We start from the raw sequence: 24,445 nt of genomic DNA on the forward strand, positions 1-24,445 counted from the left end.
ATGGATTTAGTAATTAAAAATTGTAAGTTGGTTAATAAGATTGGAAATTATTCCATTAAAGTAGAAGAGGGTAAAATAACTAAAATATCAAAAACACCTATAAAAGCTGATGAAGTAATTGATATTAAAGACAACTACATAATGCCCGGTTTTATTGATCCTCATATTCATTTCAGAGATCCTGGATTAACTCAAAAAGAAGATTTTAAAACTGGAAGTTTAAGTGCTGCAAATGGAGGATTTACAACTGTAATTGATATGCCTAATACTCTTCCTAAAACTAACACTTATGAATCTCTTAAGGAAAAAATCCAAATTGCAAAAAAGAAGTCCGTTGTTAATTTTGAGCTTCAGGCAGGAACTAATAATCTTGAAGAAATGAGAAAAATGATTGAATTAAATCCAATTTCATTCAAAATATTTATGGATTTAGAAAGTGATGAGAGTTTAGAAAAAATATTTAAAGATTTATCAATATTAAAAAAAACTACAAAATATAATGGTCTTGTTTGCGTGCACTGTGAGAATAAATCCATCATTGAAAACGAAACTAAAAAGTTAAAAGAAAAAAAAGAAAACACTCCTATAGATTACACTTACGCAAGACCAGTGAAAAGTGAAGATAAATCAGTGATGCAAGCTATTGAACTTGCAAGAAAAAACGATTTAACATTACACATATGTCATTTAAGTTCGTCCAAATCATTACAAATAGCAAAAGATGCAAGTAAAAATATGGCAATATCATGGGAATTTACACCACATCATTTATTACTTGATAATTCAGCATATAATACATATGGAACATTCATAAAAACCAATCCCCCATTAAGACCTAAAAATGAAAGTGTGAAAATAAGTGATTTAGATGAAAATTCAATTATAGGAACTGACCATGCACCTCACACTATGGGAGATAAAACAAAAGGAGTCTGGAATTCATCACCAGGAATTCCTAATTTAGAAACTGTGGTTCCATTACTCTTAACCGAAGTAAATAAAGGAAATATTGATTTAAATATTATTCCAAAAATCTTTTCCAAGAATGCTGCTAAGGTTTATAAACTTAGAAATAAAGGTGAAATTGCCGTTGGAAAAGATGCTGATTTTACAGTGATAAACCTAAAACAAGAAGGAAAATTCAATATAGATGAATTTAAAACAAAAGCAGAGTACTCTCCATTCGACAACTGGACTTATATTGGACAGCCAGTAATGACAATAATAAATGGAAAACAGGTAATGAACAAATTATAAAATAATTATTTTAAAAAAAAGAAAAAAATAAGGTGTGCGTGTTATCACACCTATTTATAGCATAATGCATCTTCAGGACATGCTTCGATACATTGACCACATAAAGTACAGAATCCTGCAATTGGTAATTTAGGATTTTCTGTTTTGTGAATCATGTCATAAGGACATGCATCGATACAGTCACCACATTGATCACATTTAGATGGATTGAATGAAATCCTATCTCTAACAACAGATTCACCATCAATGGTTATTTCATATTGTTCAACTTTTAATGCGTCGTTAGAACATACGGAAGCACAAGCTCCACATCTAATACAACTAACAAAAGATGGATCAGCATCAGTTTCTACTAAAGATGGGCAGGACATACCAGTTTTGGTAACTACACGAATAGCTTCAGTAGGACATTTGTTAGCACATGCTCCAATAAAGTCACATTTTTCTACATCTCTTCCAATACCTTCTGAATCTACAGGTGAAGCTTCACCCCATTCAACATCAATTTCTAATGCATCAACAGGACAAAGTTTTACACATAAACCACATGCAGCACATACGCTAGGAATAGCAACAGTTAAAGTAGAACCATTAGCAGTGATGAAATCTCCAGGACATGCTTCTACACAAGTATTACATCCAATACATTTAGCTGAGTCGAAAGTAAATGATTCAATTTCTTTTGTACGTTTAATAGGTACTTTTTCGGAAATAAATATTGCATTCCATGGACAAGTTTGGGAACATAATCCACATCTGATACAATCATCACTTACAGTAACTGGACTTCCTACTTCATCGAGAGTAATAGCTCCTACAGGACAAGGTTCTACACAGGTTCCACATCCAACACAATCTTTGATGTATAATGGACCTTTTCCTTTAAGATCTAAATCATATTCTGCAGGTTCTTTAACACCAGGAATACCAATTACATCAACTGGGCAAATGTCAACACATTTTTGACACATTACACAGAAACCTTCAACTTCTTTTAATTTTGTACCAGTGACTTCAATAGTTCCTTGTGGACAAACTTCTTCACATTTACCACATTTATCACATAAAACAGAATTAAATACTAATCTTGCTTGGCTAACGCCTTCAACAATTTCATAATCTTCTACTTTTAATGCTCCATTAGGGCAAACATCAGCACATTTTGGTTCTCCACCACAAGTGTCACAATGTACAATAGCAGTTGGTGTTACATCAATAGCTGAAGTAGGACAAGTTCCTTCACATGCCCCACATTTAATACAGCCATCTTCATTAAATACAATCATTAATAAACCCCCTTAAATTAGAATTTTTTAATGAGGTTTCCTTCACTGTCTACAATATCTACTTCAGCTAATCTCATTTGACTATCCATTGAGTGAGTAGCACAAGATAAACATGGGTCGTAAGCTCTGATAACCATTTCCATTAAGTTGAAGATTTTATCATCTACTTCAACACCAGGTTTAATGTAGTCTTTAGCAACTTGGTGAATACCCATTTCCATAGCAGGGTTATTTTGGATTGTAGCAACAACAATGTTAGCTTTAGTGGTTAAACCATTTTCATCAGATTCATAATGGTGGATTAAAGTACCACGAGGAGCTTCTACAATACCTACACCTTTACCTTCAGTTCTTTCTAATTCATCTGGGAATTTTTGGCCAGATAAATCTTCTTCTAATGCATTAGCAGCACATTCAGCAGCAGCTAATAACTCAATGAGTCTAGCATAGTTGAATAATAATGGTGCTTGAGCATATCCGAAAGCATCACGGAAGTCTTTAAGAGCTTCTCTTGCGAGAGGTGCTTCTTTAGGCATATCATCACAAACATTAATCCTAGATAATGGTGCAACTCTGTAAATACCTTCTGGGTATCCTAATTCTTTAATGTATGGGAATTTTAACCAGGAGTAAGGTTTTACATGTTCAGCAACAATGTCAGTGTACTCTTCGTTTCTGTATTCTAAGAGGTCACTTCCATCTTTGTCTTTGATTCTTACATTACCATTATATACATCCCAAGTTCCATCAGGTTTTACGAGACCACAGTGTCTGGTATCTCCAAAGTTACCTAATGAAGAGATTAAGTCAATGTTTTCTTCAAATACGGGAATAGCTAAATCTAAGGTAGCTTGTGCTAATTCAACATTTTGTTTAGCTCTAGCAAGTAAATCTTTTTGAGTTTCATCATCTAATTCAGTAGAAATTCCACCAGGAGTGGAGGAAGTTGGGTGAATTGGACGACCACCGATTTTTCTAACCATTTCTAAACCGTTTCTTCTGATATTAATAGCTTGAAGTGCAACTTCAGGCATGTCTTTAATAACTTGGAAAACATTCCTGGTTTTTCTAGTTCCGTTAGGAATAATTAAATCTGGTGCAGCTAAGAAGTAGAAATGAAGAGCGTGGGAGTGCATGTATGAACCCCAGTTCATAATTTCTCTCATTCTGTATGCAGCAGGTAAAATTTCATTATCGTCGAATCCAAAGATTTGGTCAACTGCTTTTGCTGCTGCTAAGTGGTGTTGTACATCACAAATACCACAGATTCTTGGTACGATTCTTGCTAATTCTTCTACAGGACGACCTTGTAAGAATTTTTCGAATCCTCTGAATTCCATAACGTGTAATCTTGTTTCTTCAACGTTTCCAGCATCATCAAGATGCACTGTAATTTTAGCGTGTCCTTCAATACGAGTAACAGGTTCCATAGTAAGTTTAACCATATTATTCTCCTCCTTTTTGCATTTTAGCAGGGATTAATGCTGCAGGTAATGTGTAAGTGTAGAAAGTACCTACAATATCATCTAATTGTTCAGCAACAGTTTCAGGATCTACAGTTTTATCTTCTTGTACACCGTAGTCAGATGCAATAGCACTGATCATTTTTGCTCCTTGGTCTAATACTTTTGCAGTAGGACCATAACATCCTCTACATTGGATACCAATAGAAGGACATTCTGCTCCACATAAAGATACGGTTGCAGGACCCATACATACTAATCCTTGACTAATTAAACATAAATCAGATTCTGGAGCACCCACTTCAAATTGTCTTTTAATGAAGTCCATAGCTAAACCAGCAGGTGGTTTTTCTCTAGGACATACTTCACAAAGGTTAGTGGATGGTAATTCAATTGTTTCTCCTTTTAATAATGTTAAAATAGCTTCAGCTACAACATCGGAACGAGGTGGACAACCTGGAATCATTAAATCAATATCCATAGTTTCACCAATAGGTCTTACTCTGCTTTCGAGATGAGGCACATCTTCATGAGGAATAATGCCATCAGGGTTTACAGTAGATACAGAGTTAATGTATGCTTCTTCTTCTAATTCTTCAACAGTCCATAAGTTTCCAAGACCTGGAATACCACCGTAGCAAGAACAAGTTCCGTAAGCAATAACCATGTTTGCTTTTTCATTTAACATTTCTGATAATTCTCTGTTTTCATCATTTCTGATTCCACCTTCAACAATAATAATGTCTAATTCAGGTACTTCATCATATTTAGTATCCATGAGTACAGGAGAGAATTCGAAGTCAGCGAATTCCATAACATCAATTAAAGATTCGTGGAAATCTGCAATGGACAAGTGGCAACCAGAACATCCGCCAAACCACATAGTTCCTATTTTTACTTTATCTGCCATATTCATTCCTCCAATTATTCTTCAGCATTTAATTGTTCTTTCAATGGAGCTGGACCTAATTCTTTGATTCTGCTAACCATCATTTTAACAGCTTCAGAGAATTTTTCACCTTCGGATGCAGAAATCCAATCGTGGTGAAGTCTTTCTTTTCCAATTCCCATATCTTCAACTAATTTATAAACTAATCTCATTCTACGATCTAATTTATAGTTACCAGCATCATAGTGGCAGTCACCCATGTGACATCCAGCTACAAATACCCCGTCAGCACCTTCTTTAAATGCTTTTAAAATAAATTGTGGGTCAATTCTTCCAGAACACATTACACGAATAACTCTAATATTCGGTGGGTATTGCATACGTGCAGTACCTGCTGTGTCTGCTCCTCCATAGGAACACCAGTTGCAACAAAACATTACAATTTTTACATCATCAGCCATAGAGTTTATCCTCCTCTATAAATATTTCTCCAATTTAGAAAAACATTTGTTCTTCTAAATCAATTTTAAACTTTTTTAAAAAATTTTAAAATTTTTTTAAAGAACACCATTTAGGCGTGCCTTAAAAACACAATTTCTGTACGTAATGAGCTAGCTCAGCATTACATTATGTACTAAATAATATATTTCATTTATAATTAATATAAAGGTTACTTAGAAAATAAAGTCAAAAACTTTATATACTAAAAAAGGAATTCAATAAAAAATGAGAAATATAATAGAAATTAATAAAAAAAGAAAAATAGATGGAATTACATCCCATCAAGACTCATATTAATCATATTTTGAGTTTGTTGTGCTAATTCATCAGGAAGACCAGTAATATCCATGTTTAAGAATCCTCTAACAATCATGGATTCAGCTTCTTCTTCAGGTATTCCACGAGAAGTCAGATAGTTAATTTCATCTTCAGAAATTTTACCCACAGCAGCTTCGTGAGACATTTCTAAGTTACTAGAACTAGCCTCAAGTTCTGGAACTGCATAGATAAAACTATCATCAGACAATACTAAACCATGACATTCCAAATGACCTTTAACATTAGGAACATTACCTGCTAAGTGTCCTCTAGCAAATATTTGAGATTCATCTTGAGCAACTGCTCTTGAAATAACTTCTGCCATAGCACCTTCGGCATTCAATACTGCTCTAGACCCTACATCAATAATAGAATCTTTTTTACCACCTTGAATACTTTGGAAGATAGCACGAGAATTTTTACCATCACAGTATGCAGTAGGGAAAGATTGAATGGTGCTTACAGGACTTGTTAAAATATAATTGTTAATATATGTTGAATTATCAGCTAATTTAATAGCAGTTCTTGGACGTACTTCAACTTCTTCAGCCCAATTATGAACCATTGTAAAAGTAATTTTTGAACCTGGTTTTAAGTATAATTCAGAAACACCAACATGCATTGCAGATGAAATATCATCACCAGTAGCACAACCAGTAATTAAATGCAACTCAGAATTTTCTTCTGCAATAATAATATTATGAGCAGTCTGCATAATACCAGTATCACTAATAAACATACATGCTTGAACAGGCATTATTTCTTTAGTACCTGGAAGTGATCTAACAAAATAACCACTAGTAACTCCTTCTTCTTTTTCTCTTAAAGCAGTTTTAGCAGTGTATTTATCAGTATCTGGTTTAACTACATTCCACATGTAATCTTCTAACCAAGAATATTTTTCTAATGCAACACCCATATTCATTACTTCAACAGAATTAGACATGGAATTGTTAGTAAAAATATTACTTTGATCAACTTGTAAAAATGAACCTGCTCTATTTTCTTCGTTAGTATCAACACCAACTTTTAATAAATCTTTTTTAGTTTGTTTATTTAAATCATCCAAATCATCAATCATATCAATTGCATTGATTGTTTCATCAGTGAAATTCTCAATAGTAATATCAGCACCAATAGCTGCTTTTTTATTTATTGCTCTTTCAGCATCATCATAAACATTGCGCACATTCAACACATCCATTAAAACCATTTTTTCTAATATCTTCAAGAATTTCATTAGGATTTCCTGAACAAGAAATAACACCATCAATTAAAACATGAGCTTTATCTGCACTAACAAAATTTAAAATATAACCTAAATGTGTAATTAAAAGACCGCTTCTTTTCCTACTACGTTGTGGTTTATCTTTATCTAATAAAGTTCCAATTTCAGAAGCTAATAACTCAACATTTTCAATGTCCACACCAGAATCCGGTTCATCAAACATAGTAAAATCAGGCATTTGAGCTAATAATTGTAATATTTCAGAACGTTTTACTTCCCCACCAGAGAATCCTAAATTAACATCACGATTTAAAAATTCATCATTAAATTTAAGTTGCTCAGCCAATTCTTTCATTCTTGGATTTAATTCTTCACCAACATCTTGATTAGATATAATTTTTAATAAGTCTCCAACAGAAATTCCTCTAATTGCTGGAGGAGTTTGGAAACTAACTCCAATACCTAATTGAACTCTTTCAGCAGTGGTTAAGTTAGTTATATCTTGACCTTTAAATTTAATAGAACCTTCAACAACATCATATTGTGGAAAACCTAAAATAGTTAAGAATAATGTACTTTTACCAGCACCATTAGGCCCTAAAAGAACGTGAGTTTCACCTTCCTCAATTGAAAGATTAACACCTTTTAAAACTCTTTTTCCAGCCACTTCAACAGCTAAATTTTCTATTTCAAGCAACATATAATCACCTATTTATAAACATAATACCTTATAACAATGTAATATTTGCATTATACCTTATAAATAGTTAACCTATAAAAAAAGAAAATATATAACTCAAAATAAATTATTTGATAATAATTGATTAAAATAAATCTAAAAAATAAAAATAGAAACTGAAATTATTCAGTTACAATAATAAATTCGCCAACTTTTTCAACTTTAGCGAAAGGAACTAATAAGATATCACCATTTCTTTTTGCACCTTTAACATGGATATTACGATCAGCATCGACTTTAATAGCAATATCTACGATTTTACCAGTTTTCTCATTAATAATTAGTTCATCAAGAACACCAAGAATACGTGCATTATTAGTAGCAACTTGATAATTCTTAATTTCACTCCATAATTTTTCTTCTCTTCTATGAATTTGTTTATTTTCCATTAAAAATCACCGATGAAAATTAAATCTAATTATATAACTATTTAATTTCATTATATTTAAATATAATATTCATTATATAATTTTTCTGCAACTTTACTGTCCAAGAGAGTATTAATATTTAATGCTAATTCAACTTTTGGAATAATAATATTATTTTCCTCTTGAACAATATTTTCACTTCTTAAAATATTTAATCCTGAAGGCACATTTCCATCAAAATCATAAGAATATTCTAATCCTAATTCCTTAAAAATTTCAACTGGAACAAGAACAGATAATGCATCCTTATCAGATTTTAAATAATACTCTAAAACATTATCTATAGTTTTAGAAGAAATAAACGGTAGATCTGCATTTATAAATAATAAAATGTCCTCTTTAGATTTTTTTTCAAAATAATCTAAAATATATGATAAATCCCTTAAGTAGTCTTTACCAGAAGTATCTAAAATTTCAAAATCATAATCTAAAGATTTTAAATAATTAGTAGTTTCACATGTATTCGGACTAACAGCAATAATAATTTTATCGATTAATTTAGATTCACTTAAATTATCAAGTACATATTTAATTAAAGGAATATCTTTTAATTTAAAAAGAGGTTTTTCACAAGGAACTTTAAGTCTAGTTCCCCTACCTCCCGCCATTAATATTGCATAAATCATTTGAATCCTTAAAAAATTAGGCGAACTTGCCACCATTCATTTTCATACGATCTTTAAGAATACATCTACCACCTTGTTTTCCTCCAATTGGTACTTTTGGAGTACCCATTGAATTCATACAACGAGCCATTATTGCAGAACCTAATGCAAGACCATCTTCAACAAATACAACATTTTCAAATTTATCTTGAACAGCTTCCAAAATGAGCTCAGGTTTACGTCCAGTAATACCAGCCCTACCAGTAATTCCCAAAGCAGAACCTGGAACAATCACTTTTTCATCAAATGCAACATCTAACACTCTTTTCACAATATTTGTACTGACATAATCTAAAGTAGAAAGTAAAGTTGGAAGACCATTAGCATCATAAAATTGAGCACCTAAATCCATTAATTCACCTAATTTATCCCCATTAAATCCTACATCACAACCAATTAATATGGTTCCAGCATTATCAGCAGCAACTGGATCAACCGGCACAGTACCAAATCTATCAACATCCATTGGAACTTTAGAAATATTAATTAATTTATGAGCTTCCAATGCATTAGCTTCAGCTTGTTTATGATCTGCTTTTTTCATTGCTTTAGCAGAATATAAATCTAAAGCAGCACCATTTTTCTTATCAATTTTACCAGAACCTCTAGCTAATGAATCAGAAACAACACCTGCTAAACCTAAAAAGTTTCCAACAGTGTTAGCATATGGTTCATTATCATTGACAATACGTCCTGCTAACGTGGAACCAAAATCAAGAGAAACACAAGGGTTTCTATAATCAACATCAGTCCATTTAGCACCTAATTTGATACCTGCAGTAACAAGCTCTCCTTCCATTTCATTAGCAACAGTTTCTTTACCTTTAGGCGGGACAACACTAACAACTGCACCATCAAATTGAATATTATCTAAAAGAGAATGTAAATGTAATTTTTCAGGAAGTTGAGATACACTCATTGCAGGAGACATTTTACGAGGAGGAATATCTGCTTCAAGACAACCATCAGCTAAAGCAATAATTAATTGACCAGCTTCTTCAGCAGTAGCAAAACCTGCAGTAACTCCAGTAGACCTAACAACAAAATCTAAATCTTTATCTTTATCAACATTAGCTTTTTTAAGAGCTTGTAGAACAGTATCTCTAACTAATTCAGTAACAGCTTCTTTAGAAAGTTCAATACCCCAAACAGTTTTACCAAATACTTCTTCAGAAGGTTTAGGAGGACGAATATCTCTTGTCATTTTAACAGTTTTATTAAGCAAATAAGATTCACTAGTGTTTAAATTAGTTGCCATAACAATACATTTAGTTGTAGTATTTCCTAATTCAACAGAAGCAGTTACATAAAAAACATCAGGCTTTTTAACTGCACCAGGACTTGCAGGACCAGCATGTTGTGCAGTCAATGCTGCTAAATTACCCTCACGAGATTTAGCAATAATAGGTTTTGGACCTTTATTAAAAATTTTACTTAAAAAAGACATAGTATAACCTCAATATAATTAGATATAATTTTCTTTTTATAATAATATAAATTTTATTAAAAAATTTTATTGATTAAAAAAATAAAAATATTTCTTTTTTATATTTAAGTAACTAAAATCTGTTTTATAATAAACAAAAATAGAGAAAAATAAGCAATAAAGATTAGTAGTAACTAAAAATAATCTTTTAAAAAAAAACAAAAAGGTATAGATTAGAAAATCTAACCTATAATAATTTGTTCATTGGGTGGTTTTCTACAGGTTCAGTACCGAAGTCAGCAGCAGCTTCAGCTACAAACATATCAGTTTGAGCAACAGCTGGGAAAGCGATTTTAGCGTTATCGATAGGTCCAAAAAGAACGAAGTCTCCACCACACATTACTTGAACAATGTTTGCACCAATATCACAAACAGTGTAAGCATCTTTGTGACCTGCTTTTTTGTAGTCTCTTAACCAGTCCCATGCGGAAGGTACGTTGTGAATACCGGATCCTACAGGGTATCCCCATTTAGCTTTTTCAGCAAAGGTAGTTTTAGCAGCAATACCTGCACCTTGACCTAAAGGAGTAACAGCAGTATCCATCATGAATTTTGTAATACCACAGTCAGCAGCTACTTCAAGTAAACCTTTTTCGTAAGCACCGTCGTCACCGTTTTCCCACATAGCCATTTTACCATCAACAGTAGCATTCATAGGGTTGAAACCTAAAATAATAGAAGCAGAAATATCAGTTTCAGCTAAAGCGTCTAATTCAGATTTATCTGCAGCCATGTTGATAGAGTTGTAAATAGCTCTTTCGGTTAATCCAACTTCATCAGAGTATTGTGCACCAGCAACTCTTGCATCACCAGATGTAGAATCGATAAGGTATGGAGCATCGAGAAGATCTCCAACAAACTCAATGTATTTTACAATTGCTTCTTCAGTTTGTCCGAAAACTTGTACAATGTATGGGTTACCTGTAACATCTGAAATTTCAGCCATATCATTAAGTAAAGTTTCAGCTCTTGCTTTATCAAAATCTCCAGTCAATTCATCATTAATAATGTTGTGACCACCGTAGAAAATAGTCCCAGCTAAAACTGTAGGGTATTCTCCAGGTTGTCCTCCCATTTTAACTCCTGCGAAATCAAAAACTTCTTGTTCTTTATCAAATTTAAACATAAAAATCCTCCTTATAATAAGGTAGATAACATTGAAGCTATACCAAATTTAATAGCCACAACTAATATAATTAATCCAAGTATAATACCATATAAAATACCAACATCCCTACCACTTTGTTGGCCTAAACGTTGATAATATTCTCCAACAGTGAAATCAACTTTTTCTTCTGCATCATCTAATTTATCGACTACTGCATTGAAATCATCTGAGGAAACCATAACTTGAGGTATTGAATTATTTTCATCACTCATAATAAACACCTCTAAAATCCTGCTAATTTTGCAATGAAAGGAATAACCACAAGTAATAATAATGCAAAGCATATTCCAATAGCAAATCCTTTAAATCTAGTTGCGAGTAAACCTGCAAATAATTTACCTTCTCTTGCAACAAGTTTTGAACTGTATTCAGCATCATCAGCAGCTGTTTTCATTCCATTAATATTTGGTTTGTTTGAAATTTCAACCATAAAATTCCTCCTAGAACATCAAGAATAAGGTACCAACGATTAAAGTGAAAGCTAATCCTAACATAATACCTTGAACTTTACCGGAATAGTTACCAGCCATAGTTCTTTGGACAGCTCCAACCATGTCAATTTTGGTGTTAATATCTCTAATTCTTGCTTCGATGAGAGCGGTTTCTGGGGAAACAACTTTAATAGCTTCTCCTTCTTCTTCCTCACCCTCGTCTCCTTCAACAGAAATAACCATAGCTTCTTCTTCAAAAGCACCAGGGTCTTTTTCTACACATTCATTGATTTTTGCTTGAATAGCACCAACATCTTCTGTGTCAATTAAATCAACAATTTCTAATTGTTGTTGGAATCTTTCAACACCTTCGAGTGGAACATTTTCTACAAATGGAATAGCACCAGTTGCTCCGATAATTTTCTTTTTATCAGGGTCAGCACCATTTTCGTGTAAAGCTTTAAAACTTTGACCAGTAATGTGTCCTTGTACTTCAGCACCAGCTAAGATTAAGAAACGAATGTTAGGGTTTGAGATAATGTTAGCAACAACTTTTTCTACACCTAAGTTTTCAGTTTTACAAGGACCTGCGATAGCAGCACCGGAAAGTTCAGCTTCAATGTGAGAAGCAAGAGTAGTAACAGCTACAGGACTTTCAGGGTCACCTACAATATAATCCCCACTGATAACTGGCCAGTTATCTGCAGGAGCTTTTTTATCAGCCATCTATAAAACCCCCAATGTTTGTAAGATTGGTAATGCTGCAAATATGATAAATGAAGCTAATAAAAATCCATATACAATGTTTGTTAATAATCCTGAAGTAATGTAAGATCCTTCTCTTCCAGGATATGATCCGACAGGACTTGTGTATGGGTCTAAAGAAGCCATTAATTCATCAGCAGCTAATTCTACTTTTGATACTTGTTCATTTATTTCATCCATAGATAGAAGAACAATTCCTGAACCTAATGAAGTACCAATAACCCCAGTAACAGGATCATAAGCTAAATTCATATTTGGTATAATTTGTACCATTGGTAACATTTGAGCCATATTAATTCCTCCTATTTATTCCTCTACTTTAGGCCATAAACCAGCCCATCTAGTTGAAGCAGCATCATTACATGAAGCTTGTACGAATGCTCTGAATGAAATAATCCAACCGATTAATCCAACAATGAATACAAAGAACCATGCAATACCTCCAGATACAATGGACATGAGACCAACTAAAACCATGGATAAGAATGCAGTAGAACAAGCACATTTTAAAGTTCTTACTTGATCTTCGTTAGGTCCTAAACATGCATTGAATGGGTGTTGAATTGCCATAGTACATAAAATAAATAATACTGCAATGAAACCAGTTCCAACAACTTGTTCATAAATTAAAGCCATGTCGCAAACTCCTACAATAGCAACACAGAATCCTAAAACTGCTAACATAGCTGCTGCAGCAATTTCAATAGTACATTGAATCATAATAGGGATTTTCATGCCTACAATTTTAGTAGCTACTAAAGAAATAACAGCACCAATAATAATAGCAATTATTAAACCTGCGATAGGTGCAATTATTGGCATGTTATATAAAGTACCAATAGTTAAACCTGCTAAAGCAGAGATTACACCAACAGATAAAGACATATATCCGATAGATGGAACACCAGTACCTAAACCGTAACTTGCTACTCTACGAATAGCATCTGAACCCCAAACGATTGCAAGAACCGCACCGATACCTGCAACAACAGGGCCAACAAGATTACCTAAGAATCCTGCAGCATAGATACATACTAATCCACCAATTAAACCTAAAATTAATAAATGCATTGAGTCAACTGCACCTGCAGCTGCACCATCTGCACTTCCACCAGCAGACATTTAGATACCTCCAACTAAAATTACACAAAAGATTCCGACAACGATGGAAGCAATAGCACAAGCAACAGCTCCAGTACCGATTCTTTTGAATTTTGGATCGTGCATACCTTCAATGGTACCACCAATGTTATAAGACGCAATTACAGAGTTAATAAAGAATACAGCAGTACCAATAATAGCTGCTAAACCAATACTAACAGTAGGGTCAGTGATAAGAGAACTTTGGTTTACTGCAGTGTTAATTCCGTAGAAAACTAAACCTCCACCAAAACCACCAAAGAGACCACCGATAAGACCACTTATGTAAGAAGTTAATGGTACACCGTGACCTTCAGTACCAGGAGTTTTATAAGCTTCTTGATTACGTTTACTAATCCAATCTACACGTACTTTGGATGCTGCAGGAACAACACCTACACCAAATACATAGATTAAGTTAGCAATAAGCATAGTAATACCCATCATAATCATAGCACCTATAGCACCACCAATACCAACTATATAAAATGGTTCACCAGTCATAGTAGCTGCAGTAATAAGACCTGTTAAACCAGCACCAGCAGCTAACATAGCAGTACCGGTACCTACACCAGTAGCAGTAGCCATAGCTGCAGGAGCTCCTCCTACAGGAATAAAGTGCACACCAGCACCAATCATAATACCGCCTATTGCGATGAATAAAATTAAACTAATTGGATCCATAATAAAACCTCCTTATTCATCCCCATTTTCATCTGCTACTAAAGCATCAGGATCATAAGGTCCGTATTTTTCTCTTGCGAATACTTCAACTTTATCATTAGCAATTATTAATAAAATAATGATAATGATACCAACAATAATACCACCATATACACCAAATACTACTGCATTCCAGAAGCTGAAGAATACAACGAGACCAAAACAGAAACCAGTTAATGGTCCACCAAATTTAGCACAGAAGTTTACAACATCCATAGAGTTTTTAGCACCTAATGGAGCTTTAGTAACAATATCTCCTTGAATAGCTACAGGAGTACCTCCACCAAACTCAAATTTTTGATATTCACTTTCTGCACCGTAATGTACATCCCCAGTTGAAGAACCAATAGCACCCAAAGCAATACCCCAAAGCATTGCGGAAAGTGGTAATGGGAATACATGTAACGGAGTTCCGTTTAATGGAACAGACATTAAATATGAAATTCCAACAATACAAAAACTAGTTATAAATCCGTGACCAACGATAGGTCCTAAAGATTGAGTTAACACATCCATAAATAAAGGTTGTTCAAATTGAGATTGACCAACAATCCTTCCCATATGAGCTGTGACAGTATAAATTCCGTGAACAAAAGCAGCGACACAAGCACCCATTGCAATAGCAACGATAGGCATCATACCTAATCCCATTACAATAAAAGCAATAGCACCAGCAACACCACACCAAACACCATAAGCGACCGGTTCACCAGAAGCCGCTTTGTTAATCATACGGTGTAAATGTCCCATTTGTGGAGCAAGTTGAACTTGAGAGTTAGGGTTACTTTGAGAACCAATATCAGATTCTAAGTCCTCTGCAGCCCCTCCGATAGTAGCAACTGCACCCATTAATGCAACTACACCTAATGTTACAGGGTCCATAATTTTTTCCTCCATATTTATTATTAAATTGATCATTTAATAAACGTGAATAAATCTTGATTTTTGTTCCATACAAAAATCATAATGCAATAAGAATTGCATAGTATATTTTTTAAAATTATTAATATAAATGTTTTGTGAATTAAATTATTTAAACAAAATTTAATTATAAAAATAGATAGGTGGGATTCACCTATCTACGTGTTTTTATATATCTATTTTGCTGGAGTAATAACAGTTCTTTCACCAGCTGGTTCGAACTCTCTTAAAGCACCTTTAGCAAATTCTGCACGTACTTTACTGAAGTCGAAGACTAAGTTTTTATCAGCAAATGCAATTTTGATTAATGGGTTGAAAGCAAAAGCATCTCCACGAGCTGCGTGAGGAGCTTGTGCGATACCTGCGTATTCACCTTGGTGACCTACGTTCATTGCATAGTTAGGATAGTTTGGTCCTCTCATTTCGAGTGGTAAACCTTCATCGTTTCTGATAGAGAATACGTTAGCAGCACCACATTGGTCTTGTAAATCGTATCCGTAGAAACCTAATCTGGAGTGTTGTTCTTTGTGTAAGTACATAGCTAAGTACCATGCGCTTAAACCAGTTTGTGCATTACCAGTAGCAAATGCAGTGGAACAACCAGCAGCTGCGGAAATAACGGAAGCTCTTTGAGATCCACCGAAGTGAGTTTCAAGTAATGCTGGGTATTCTTCGTATTGGTCTAATGCGTAGAAAGTAACTTCAGTACCAACGTCTAAAACAGTATCCATGTTGTTAGGTGCTTCACATAATCCGCCGTATTTATCTTCGACGTAATCTTTACCGTAGTAAGTGAAGTCATCTAATACATTATCAGTATATGCTGCAGTAGCATATTGAGTGAATCCTACACCACCAGACATGTAAGAACCTAACCAAATTTGGTCGTATAAAGCAGCACCTAATGCTACAACTTCTAAGGAAGTTGCTACAGGGTCATCTGGGGATACTCTAGAAGCTTGACAGATATCTGCCATGAATCCGAATGGAACTCCACCAAGTTCGTTTGCTGCTCTTGCTCTTCTTACAGGTAAGTAAGTACCCATTTGAATAACTTCTGCGTGTTTAGATGCGTATGCGAAGTCACCAGTAGCTCCTTCACCAGCACATTGGTTATATGCAGAAATCATAGACATACCAATTTGCATAGCAGACCATCTAGAGGTAGTACCTCCGTCACAAATTCTTCCTACAATAGAAGGAATTCTTACAGCTTGCCATACAGCTCCACCAACTTCAGCTTTTAAAGCTTCAGCTTGTTCTTCAGGGAACTCTTTGTTAATGTCTAATACAAATGCAGAATCAATTTCATCAGCTAATTCATCATCACCAGTGAAAACTTTCACATAGGAATCTTGTACAACTAATGGGTCAGTTTCTACCATGTGTTCTTGAACTACAGCTGCACCAGGCATAGCGTGGTTTACAGTTTCTAAGTAGTTAGTAATAGTTTCAGGAGTTACTTCAATACCTAATCTTTTTTCAAGAACGTTATGAGCAGTGTTTAAACCTACAATTACAGTTCTTCTAATGTCATCCCAAGCTTGTTGGATAGCTGCGTTGTTGATAAAGTGTAAATCATCACCTTCAACAAAAGTGTCAGTGCCTGATAATTGGTAAGACATTAAAGCTCTTTGACCTAAAGGAGTACCAATGTCTGGATTGTACATTGGAATTCCTCTTTTTTCAGCAATTGCTTTACCTTCGTTAACAAATGCAGTTTTTCTTTCAGATTGTTTCCAACCACCCATGTTATAGAATTGGGTTGATTTTTCAGTTGGATCTTCACTGAATTTTTGTTTCATTGCATCTAAGAATTTTTTATCAGCCATATTAATTACCATCCTGCGTTTGGATCAAAAGCACCGAAAGATCTAGATACGTGAATATTGTGTAATACTTCAACAGCATCTTTATCATCTTTGTATGCTTCACCATCTATTCTGTAAATAGTGGTTTTTGCTTTTAAAGTTTCTTCGTCTAATGGTTCACCTAATACAACAGGTTCATCTAATTCTACACCAATTTGGTCTTTAACCATTTCAACGTTACCGGTTTCTTTGTTGAATACTTGTCTTCTGAGCATATCAAACATTAAACCATTTTCATCTAATCTTAAAGAGTGACCGTGCACACCTGCACCTCTAATACCAGTTCTTGCGGTATCGAAGTATTCGGTTTCTAAGAGGATTTTGGATAATCTTTCGATATCTCTTTCTCTTGCTTCGATTACTTGTCTTCCGGATAATGTACCAGTATCAATTCCTCTGTATCTGTTTAAGTAAGATCTAGCTCTTAAGTAAGGTTGAGCTGGAGCAAAGTACATGGAGTCTACGAATTGAATGTATCTAATCCTGTCCCCTGCTTTTGCACCGTCAATAGGGGTTACTAATTCCCTTACAATGTCATCAGGCTCGTCCATTTCATCTAATGGTGGGTGAACAGATTTGTATTCTTCACCTGGAGCCCTGTGACCTAATATTTTTACTACGTCTTCATCAGAGATTTCTCTTAATTTTTCTAATTCATATTCTGGATCACAGAAGTTTCTTCTGTTTTGAGCAACCTGAGAAGTACCTGGATAAAATTGTACCATAATTATGCATCTCCTAATGCTAATTTAACTTTTCTAATAATTTCATCTAATTTTTCTTGTGAAATTGTTTCACCACGAATAACACCTGTGACTATATCTTTAATGACTCCTTGGGTTTTAATATCTTCATCTGCTGGCATTACTTTTGAAGTTTTAACCCCAATTTTAGCAAAATCTTCACAGTCAACAGGAGATTCACAAATGATTATACAAGGTTTATTTACATTTCTTAAAATTAACCTTGCTTTGTAAATAATATGATTTGCAACACCACCTAAGTGGATAACAAGTAATTTAAAATTATTCAATTGATTAATTTCTTTATCTGTGATTCCAAACAAAGTCCCACCAGATGCAGGAGCATCATGAGGAACACCAGCACCAGCATTTAACACCACAGTACTTGTTAAAACATTAGCCTCACGTAGACCAAATGTAATTTCACAAACAGGTTTAGTAATATGTCTACGTCCTGGAGACATAGCAACAGCACATACATCAGTACCACATTCAGCAAAAGTACCTCTTTGTGCAAGACTTCCGCCTTTTCCCATACCACTTGTTTCCCTACAATCTACAACATGAGTACATCTTCCAATCATATTAATCCATAGTATCTCTTTTAATAATATTCACATGGCTTTCGAAATTAGAATATTGATCAGTCATTCCAATAAGTTCATCAGGCAATTCTGCTGAACCATATTTAATCTTATCAGAAACTGTTTTATGTTTCCTAATATAATTACTCCTATCTTGGTTAATATCAAAACCAAAAGGAATATGTTTCTTACAGACTTCCTCAATTTCATTAATTGTAGATTCCATTGTTAATTCAATGAAGATTCTTGCAGTTTTAACTTGTAAAACAACATCCTCACCATTAATTGTAATGACTCTACGTTCTTTATATTTATCAGGTAAACTTTCTTCACCTTTTGGAAATCTTGGACCATGAATAACAGTTCTTTGAACATCATCAATAAGTTCCAAATCATTTAACAACTTTTCAGTTGTATCACTACCAAGAACTCTATGAGGAAATATTTCAATATCCATTTTTTAACCTTCGAAAATTAGATTTATTTAAATTAATTAGATGTCACCTTTAATTTCTTCAGCTGCAATTGCAACAGCATTCATAGGTTCTCTAAATTCATCAATTTGACTGTATACTTCTTTAATTAAACCAGAAGTTGCTTCTGGTGAAAAGAGTTGTGTTCCTGCATCTAATGACATAGCAGCAGCAGCACATGGAATACAGAATCCTTTACTGTGTCTGGTTACAACGTGGTTACCGTTGAAGAGACCAGGACCTCCACCACCATAGATGGAGTGACTGAAGAATGAGAATCCAACAGCTACACCTTCTGCTCTACCATAATCAATACTTGGTAAACCAGTAGCGAATTCTAAGTTATCATTGAAGTATAATAAAGTAGATGGTACACCTTGAGCAGCACGAGCAGCACCAACGTTGACCATAGTTGCAGCTACAGCACCAGCAGCAGCATATGCGTTCCATTTAGCTGCGTCATCAGTGTTATATATGGAGAAGTCAGTTAATTCTTTTTGAGGAGCAATAACTCCATCAGCTTCTGCACGAGCAATAGTAGCTTGTACAATAGAACCAACAGTTCCTTCAGCTGCATTATCTTTTACTAAATCCATTACTAAATTATCAGCGTTTAAACCTTGGTAAGCTAAACCTAATAAGTGTAATCTTTCGTAAGTACCTACAGCATCACCCATTTCGAACATAGCAGTTTGTTCAAAGATAGATGCTAATGCAGTAGTTTGGAAAGTATTTTTTAAAGTAGCAGCAGCGAAATCGTTTGCTTTTACTCCTCTTAATGCGTAACCTGCACCTTCGAGTTTTTGTGGAATATCTAACATAGTTGCAATGTTAGATCCTTTGTAATCTACAGATTGTGGGTATCTACCTAAAACTGCAGCTTTTACAAAGTTAGCATCATAAATGCTTACATCACAAACATCGATGATAGCTTGTACTAAAGAAGTAGCAGTAGCTAAAGTAGCAACAGAATATTCAGCAGCAGCGTCAATTCTTTGAGTTGGTACTTGTACTAATAATCTTTTACCACCAGAAATAGGTTCTACTTTAGTATCGTCACCTTCAGAAACTTGCATAGTTTCTTTAATTTTTGCTGCGATTGCTTCTGCATTAGAAACAATGTCGATATCTAATTCTCTTCCTAAAATTTTAGATTTGTCTCCACCAACAGAACCAGTCCTTACGGATTTTTCTACTCCTTCTAAGTTTACTGCAACAGTTCTTTTAACACCTTTAACGATGTTTTGAATTGCAGGATTTCTTAATGGACTAATAGCTTCGATTGGTATGTCAGATGCAATTACAGATCCTCTATCGTCGTATAAATCGACTTTATCATCAAACTTTGCCATTTTTTCCCTCCTAAATAAATAGAGTTTTAACTAATATACCACTCCAATTGTAAAAAACTTTTTTACCAAATTGAGTTAAGCTATAAAACAATGTTTGCAATAGCTAGCGATATGGTATACAGATTTTATTTTATTAAAAATATAATATAAATATTACCTATAAACTTTTTTAGAAAACTTTATAAAGTATAATAAATCATTTCAAATTTAAGAAAAATGAAGATTAAAGTAATACTATTTATTTTTATTTAAACTAAGTAACGATGAATATAATCAAATATTAAATGAATAATCTTAAAAAAATATTAATTAAATACCTAGATAGCTAAAATAAGAATAAATACAATTTTTTAATGAAAATAAAAGAAAATAAAAAATTATTACTTAAAAAGTTCTAAGTAATAAATAATACAAAGAGTAATACTAAAAAATTATACAAAAAATGATTATTAATTTATAAATAAAATGAAATTAAGAATTATAAAATATGCAATTATTAGCAGATGTTGGTGGAATACCAGGTAAAGATTGTAACGGTTTTTGTAAATACTGTTACTTCAGAAAAGTAAAAGAAGTCAAAAGTTTTGGTTGTGCATATTGTCTTCCTAATAAAATAGGTTGTGAAAGATGCAGTAAAGGTGTTAGTGAAACACAAAATGAATTTAAATCACCATTCCAAGTTATAAGTGAAGTACAAAATGCATTAATGATGAATATGCATAGAGGTAAAGTAACTGCAAATATAAGTGGTGGTGGAGATATTAGTTGCTATCCACATCTTGAAACATTAACTTCTAACTTAAACCAACTATCAATTCCATCAATATTGAGTTATACTTGTGGAAAAGGAATAAATGATGGTGAAATTGCTTCCAGATTAATTAATAATGGTGTTGAAGAAGTTTCATTTACTATTTTTTCATCAGACCCAAAACTTAGAAAAGAATGGATTAAAGACAAATATCCTAAAGAAGCTCTCAAAGCATGCAAAATCTTTTGTGAAAATATCAAATTAACTGGTGCAGCTGTAATAATACCTGGTGTTAATGATGGTGAAATATTACGCCAAACATGCAATACCCTAGAAGAATGGGGTGCAAAAGGAATGCTTTTAATGAGGTTTGCAAATACATTCAACGAAGGATTAATCCTTGGAAATGAACCAATCCTTAAAGGAATTGAATCACAACCTGTTGAAGATTTTGCAGAACTTGTAAAACAAATCAACCAAGAGTATAACTTTAGAGTAAGTGGAACACCTTTATGTGATCCTGAAACTGGTGGTCCATTTGCAATAGCTAAAGATGAAAATGAAGTATTCTTACAGTTTATCAAACCTATCACTGGTGAAGCAACTATAATTACATCCAAAATCGCAGCACCATTTATCTCCAAAATATTTGATAAATTAGAAGCAGATACTGTTAATGTTGTAGCTGTTGAAAAAGAAATTGCATGTTTAATTACTAAAGAAGACTTAGAAAAACTTGATTTAAGTGAAATAAAAGACGTTGCAATTATTCCTGGAAGATCATTTGTCCATCAGCTTGATGCAGAAAGAATTTTAAGTGCAGATGGTGTTGAAAGACTTGTTGGTCGTGGCCCAGACACACTAAGTTTTGATGGAGAATTAAGTATTGATATGACTGATGAAAATGTCATAGAAACAGAATTAGAACAATTTAATGATTTAGTTGATGCTATTAATTTCTTCGGAATGAAAAGAATATGAAAAGTAAAAATTAATTAGAATTCTCAACAAGAGAACTCTCACTATTAATTTTTACTAAAATATAATCATACATAAATGATTTCTTTATCTCAGCAAGTTCAGATAACTTTTTATCATCAATAACCACATTACCTATTACATCCGCATAATCATCATAATTTAATTTTACACGAACACCATCTAATTGTGAAGTTACTGGAGCAGGAGAGAAAACATCTTTAATTTCCATAACTTGATTTTCAATTGCATTTTTTACAACAATAGATGGAACTAATGGTGGGTCAAGAGTCATCTCTCGTTTTTTATCATTTAAAATTTTTTCACATGTTTCAACTAATTTATCCAATGCACGAACATCTGGTCCTCTTCTTAATCTTCTAGGAATTCTGCCCAAATCGCCAACATATGCATCAGCACCTGGAAGTTCTTCGATAGGAATATCCGGAGCACCAGTCACAATTACAGGTATATCAATATCATCATATAAGAAAGCCTTTTCCTTAATACAATTTTCAAAACTACCTAATACAAAAATAGCAAGGTCATGTTCTTCAATTAAACTTTTTTCTTCCTCAGTAATACCTGAAGTACCTTTACCATCACCCCTAGCAAGACCAATCATATTATCCTTAGCACCAAATTCACGTAAATATTCAGAAATATCACATGCAGCGTGAGGTAAATGGTGTCTTGCAAGAGTTGGTGAGATAATAGCTATTTCAGAACCTGCCATTGGAGCAACTGAAATTTTTGCTAAAAGTTCAGCTGATTTATCCTTAATCCTATCAACATCTTCCAAAGGAACAGCAATACTTAATACCAATTCCATTTGTTGAATACTTTCTTGAAGAATAAATCCACCTAAATCCTCAATCAATTCTTTAAATTCTTCACTTTTGTGAACTCCACCAGTAAATGTTAATGTTTCATACAATGTTAACAACTCTCCAAAATGCAATTAAATTATTAATATATTATTATATGCTTATTAAATTTTCTAAAAGTGAATATCTAATTTCTATTTTTTCAAAAGGATTTTTCGAAATACAATTATGGGATGGAATTTCAACAAGATTCTCACTTTCAATCACTTCGTTTTTAAGATAATCAGGATAAATCACATAATCAAAATCTTCAGATACAATATTAAATCCCATATCAAAAAGAATATCCTTTAAAAACTTAGAATATACTTTAACATTAATATCTCTTTTAAAATTAGAATCCAAATATTTTTTACATAATTCATAATCCTCAAAAAATGCCAATATATCCTCATCAGATAGTTCATTTTTAACTGTTTTAGAAACCTTTTTAATACTTTCAAAAACCTGTGAAGGAGTATTAATTTTAATAGCAAGACTATTCATTTCTACTTTACTTTCTGATAATAAAATAGCTAAATCTCCTTCTCCATTATCAGGATATTTATTTATAACATAATCATTAATACCTGCAAGTTTGACAATTTCTTCACACATGGGTGTTGTGATTATTTTCATAATAATTATTATATATTAATCTTTAATATAAATTAACCCATGAAAGTCACATTGAGTTTTGAAGAAAGTGAAAGTTTAGATGTTTCAATAATGGTTGATGCATTAAGAGCTAGTTCTACAATAACTCTCGCTTTAAATAATTTTAAAAAAGTCATACCCTGTTTTTCAATAAAAGAAGCAATTGAATTACAAAAAAATATTGGGGGAATACTTGCAGGAGAAAGAAATGGTAAAAAGATTGATAGATTTGATCTTGGAAATTCTCCTAGTAAAATAAAAGATTATGCCACAAATTCAAACTATCTAATATTAACAACAAGTAACGGAACTAGAATTCTTGAAAAAATGAAATCAACAGTCCTTGTAGGTTCCCTTATAAATGCCAAGTCAGTAGCTGAAAAAAGTATTAAAATAGCAGATAATCATATTGATGTTGTAATGGCAGGAGTTAAAGGACAATTTGCAATAGAAGACTTTTTAGCATCCGGAGAAATATTATACTGGATTAATAAAGAATTAACAAATTGTGAATTAAACGAATATGGTAAAGCCGCAATATTAGCAAGTAGAAATTATGACTCAATGAAAGAATCATTCATTACTTCAAGATCAGGTCAAAGATTAAAAGAATTAGGTTATGAAAAAGATGTTGAAATATGTTGTATGAAAAATATTACTAACAATGTTGCAATATATAAAAATCAAGAATTAATATTATTAAAAGATTAAATTTATATATTTAACATTAATAATATGAAAATAAAATTTATAAAGAAGTGT

Annotated in this window: 27 protein-coding genes; 3 read left to right on the forward strand and 24 right to left on the reverse strand. The window is 33.1% G+C overall.

Going from position 1 to position 24,445, the window contains the following annotated elements; all coding sequences use genetic code 11:
- Positions 1–1,257: a dihydroorotase gene (locus ACI389_RS03035; protein ID WP_439780080.1), complete on the forward strand. Its 1,257-nt coding sequence runs from the start codon at positions 1–3 to the stop codon at positions 1,255–1,257.
- Between the two features lie 50 nt (positions 1,258–1,307).
- Here the strand turns inward: ACI389_RS03035 and ACI389_RS03040 are convergent, their stop codons facing one another.
- The 22 genes from ACI389_RS03040 to mcrB all read right to left on the reverse strand — a co-directional run bounded on the left by ACI389_RS03040 (position 1,308) and on the right by mcrB (position 20,431).
- Positions 1,308–2,543 carry a 4Fe-4S binding protein gene (locus ACI389_RS03040; RefSeq protein WP_439780081.1) on the reverse strand — a complete coding sequence of 412 codons (1,236 nt, stop codon included), beginning with the start codon at positions 2,541–2,543 and terminating at the stop codon, positions 1,308–1,310.
- Between the two features lie 17 nt (positions 2,544–2,560).
- Positions 2,561–3,988, reverse strand: a complete 1,428-nt coding sequence (locus ACI389_RS03045; protein WP_439780082.1) for a Ni/Fe hydrogenase subunit alpha — start codon at positions 3,986–3,988, stop codon at positions 2,561–2,563.
- 1 nt (position 3,989) lies between these two features.
- On the reverse strand, positions 3,990–4,916 hold the full coding sequence (locus ACI389_RS03050; protein WP_439780083.1) for a F420-nonreducing hydrogenase: 927 nt from the start codon (positions 4,914–4,916) through the stop codon (positions 3,990–3,992).
- 14 nt (positions 4,917–4,930) lie between these two features.
- A complete protein-coding gene (locus ACI389_RS03055; protein ID WP_439780084.1) occupies positions 4,931–5,356 on the reverse strand; it encodes a hydrogenase iron-sulfur subunit in 426 nt (141 codons plus the stop codon).
- Positions 5,357–5,667: 311 nt separating this feature from the next.
- Positions 5,668–6,918, reverse strand: a complete 1,251-nt coding sequence (locus ACI389_RS03060; protein ID WP_439780434.1) for a SufB/SufD family protein — start codon at positions 6,916–6,918, stop codon at positions 5,668–5,670.
- Positions 6,887–7,642, reverse strand: coding sequence for an ABC transporter ATP-binding protein (locus ACI389_RS03065; RefSeq protein WP_439780085.1), 756 nt, complete (start codon positions 7,640–7,642; stop codon positions 6,887–6,889). Before ACI389_RS03065 ends, ACI389_RS03060 begins: the two co-directional genes overlap by 32 nt.
- 161 nt (positions 7,643–7,803) lie before the next feature.
- Entirely contained in the window at positions 7,804–8,070 is a 267-nt protein-coding gene (locus tag ACI389_RS03070; protein ID WP_439780086.1) for a PRC-barrel domain-containing protein, read from the reverse strand.
- A 56-nt stretch (positions 8,071–8,126) separates the two neighbouring features.
- Positions 8,127–8,771 (reverse strand): NTP transferase domain-containing protein, encoded by a 645-nt coding sequence (locus tag ACI389_RS03075; RefSeq protein WP_439780087.1) that lies wholly within the window; start codon positions 8,769–8,771, stop codon positions 8,127–8,129.
- Positions 8,752–10,221 carry a methanogenesis marker 14 protein gene (locus ACI389_RS03080; protein ID WP_439780088.1) on the reverse strand — a complete coding sequence of 490 codons (1,470 nt, stop codon included), beginning with the start codon at positions 10,219–10,221 and terminating at the stop codon, positions 8,752–8,754. Before ACI389_RS03080 ends, ACI389_RS03075 begins: the two co-directional genes overlap by 20 nt.
- Before the next feature lie 226 nt (positions 10,222–10,447).
- Positions 10,448–11,386 (reverse strand): tetrahydromethanopterin S-methyltransferase subunit H, encoded by a 939-nt coding sequence (gene mtrH / locus ACI389_RS03085; protein WP_439780089.1) that lies wholly within the window; start codon positions 11,384–11,386, stop codon positions 10,448–10,450.
- Positions 11,387–11,397: 11 nt separating this feature from the next.
- A complete protein-coding gene (mtrG, locus tag ACI389_RS03090) occupies positions 11,398–11,640 on the reverse strand; it encodes a tetrahydromethanopterin S-methyltransferase subunit MtrG (RefSeq protein WP_439780090.1) in 243 nt (80 codons plus the stop codon).
- An 11-nt stretch (positions 11,641–11,651) separates the two neighbouring features.
- Positions 11,652–11,858 (reverse strand): tetrahydromethanopterin S-methyltransferase subunit F, encoded by a 207-nt coding sequence (locus ACI389_RS03095; protein WP_439780091.1) that lies wholly within the window; start codon positions 11,856–11,858, stop codon positions 11,652–11,654.
- A 10-nt stretch (positions 11,859–11,868) separates the two neighbouring features.
- Positions 11,869–12,585: a tetrahydromethanopterin S-methyltransferase subunit A gene (mtrA, locus tag ACI389_RS03100; protein ID WP_439780092.1), complete on the reverse strand. Its 717-nt coding sequence runs from the start codon at positions 12,583–12,585 to the stop codon at positions 11,869–11,871.
- Positions 12,586–12,915, reverse strand: coding sequence for a tetrahydromethanopterin S-methyltransferase subunit B (locus ACI389_RS03105; RefSeq protein WP_439780093.1), 330 nt, complete (start codon positions 12,913–12,915; stop codon positions 12,586–12,588).
- A gap of 15 nt (positions 12,916–12,930) precedes the next feature.
- Positions 12,931–13,746 (reverse strand): tetrahydromethanopterin S-methyltransferase subunit MtrC, encoded by an 816-nt coding sequence (mtrC, locus tag ACI389_RS03110; RefSeq protein ID WP_439780094.1) that lies wholly within the window; start codon positions 13,744–13,746, stop codon positions 12,931–12,933.
- Positions 13,747–14,448 carry a tetrahydromethanopterin S-methyltransferase subunit D gene (mtrD, locus tag ACI389_RS03115; protein ID WP_439780095.1) on the reverse strand — a complete coding sequence of 234 codons (702 nt, stop codon included), beginning with the start codon at positions 14,446–14,448 and terminating at the stop codon, positions 13,747–13,749.
- Between the two features lie 12 nt (positions 14,449–14,460).
- Positions 14,461–15,405, reverse strand: coding sequence for a tetrahydromethanopterin S-methyltransferase subunit E (mtrE, locus tag ACI389_RS03120; RefSeq protein ID WP_439780096.1), 945 nt, complete (start codon positions 15,403–15,405; stop codon positions 14,461–14,463).
- Positions 15,406–15,584: 179 nt separating this feature from the next.
- On the reverse strand, positions 15,585–17,240 hold the full coding sequence (gene mcrA / locus ACI389_RS03125) for a coenzyme-B sulfoethylthiotransferase subunit alpha (protein ID WP_439780097.1): 1,656 nt from the start codon (positions 17,238–17,240) through the stop codon (positions 15,585–15,587).
- A gap of 5 nt (positions 17,241–17,245) precedes the next feature.
- On the reverse strand, positions 17,246–18,004 hold the full coding sequence (mcrG, locus tag ACI389_RS03130) for a coenzyme-B sulfoethylthiotransferase subunit gamma (protein ID WP_439780098.1): 759 nt from the start codon (positions 18,002–18,004) through the stop codon (positions 17,246–17,248).
- Positions 18,005–18,006: 2 nt separating this feature from the next.
- Positions 18,007–18,606, reverse strand: a complete 600-nt coding sequence (gene mcrC, locus ACI389_RS03135; RefSeq protein WP_439780099.1) for a methyl-coenzyme M reductase I operon protein C — start codon at positions 18,604–18,606, stop codon at positions 18,007–18,009.
- 1 nt (position 18,607) lies between these two features.
- Positions 18,608–19,063 carry a methyl-coenzyme M reductase operon protein D gene (gene mcrD, locus ACI389_RS03140; RefSeq protein WP_439780100.1) on the reverse strand — a complete coding sequence of 152 codons (456 nt, stop codon included), beginning with the start codon at positions 19,061–19,063 and terminating at the stop codon, positions 18,608–18,610.
- 36 nt (positions 19,064–19,099) lie between these two features.
- Positions 19,100–20,431, reverse strand: coding sequence for a coenzyme-B sulfoethylthiotransferase subunit beta (gene mcrB / locus ACI389_RS03145; RefSeq protein WP_439780101.1), 1,332 nt, complete (start codon positions 20,429–20,431; stop codon positions 19,100–19,102).
- 487 nt (positions 20,432–20,918) lie between these two features.
- Between mcrB and mmp10 the strand changes: the two genes are divergently transcribed.
- Complete coding sequence (gene mmp10 / locus ACI389_RS03150) at positions 20,919–22,163, forward strand: methyl coenzyme M reductase-arginine methyltransferase Mmp10 (protein WP_439780102.1); 1,245 nt, start codon at positions 20,919–20,921, stop codon at positions 22,161–22,163.
- A gap of 10 nt (positions 22,164–22,173) precedes the next feature.
- Here mmp10 and ACI389_RS03155 read toward each other — a convergent pair whose 3' ends face one another.
- Both ACI389_RS03155 and ACI389_RS03160 read right to left on the reverse strand, forming a co-directional pair.
- The gene (locus tag ACI389_RS03155) at positions 22,174–23,097 is read right to left on the reverse strand and encodes a methanogenesis marker 7 protein (RefSeq protein WP_439780435.1); all 924 of its coding nucleotides are present in this window, start codon (positions 23,095–23,097) and stop codon (positions 22,174–22,176) included.
- Between the two features lie 43 nt (positions 23,098–23,140).
- Complete coding sequence (locus tag ACI389_RS03160) at positions 23,141–23,665, reverse strand: hypothetical protein (RefSeq protein ID WP_439780103.1); 525 nt, start codon at positions 23,663–23,665, stop codon at positions 23,141–23,143.
- Positions 23,666–23,704: 39 nt separating this feature from the next.
- Here ACI389_RS03160 and comB point away from each other — a divergent pair, with 39 nt between their 5' ends.
- Entirely contained in the window at positions 23,705–24,394 is a 690-nt protein-coding gene (gene comB / locus ACI389_RS03165; RefSeq protein WP_439780104.1) for a 2-phosphosulfolactate phosphatase, read from the forward strand.
- Positions 24,395–24,445 lie beyond the last annotated feature (51 nt).

This window comes from Methanobrevibacter sp. (assembly GCF_051877095.1).
Classification (GTDB): Archaea; Methanobacteriota; Methanobacteria; order Methanobacteriales; family Methanobacteriaceae; genus Methanocatella.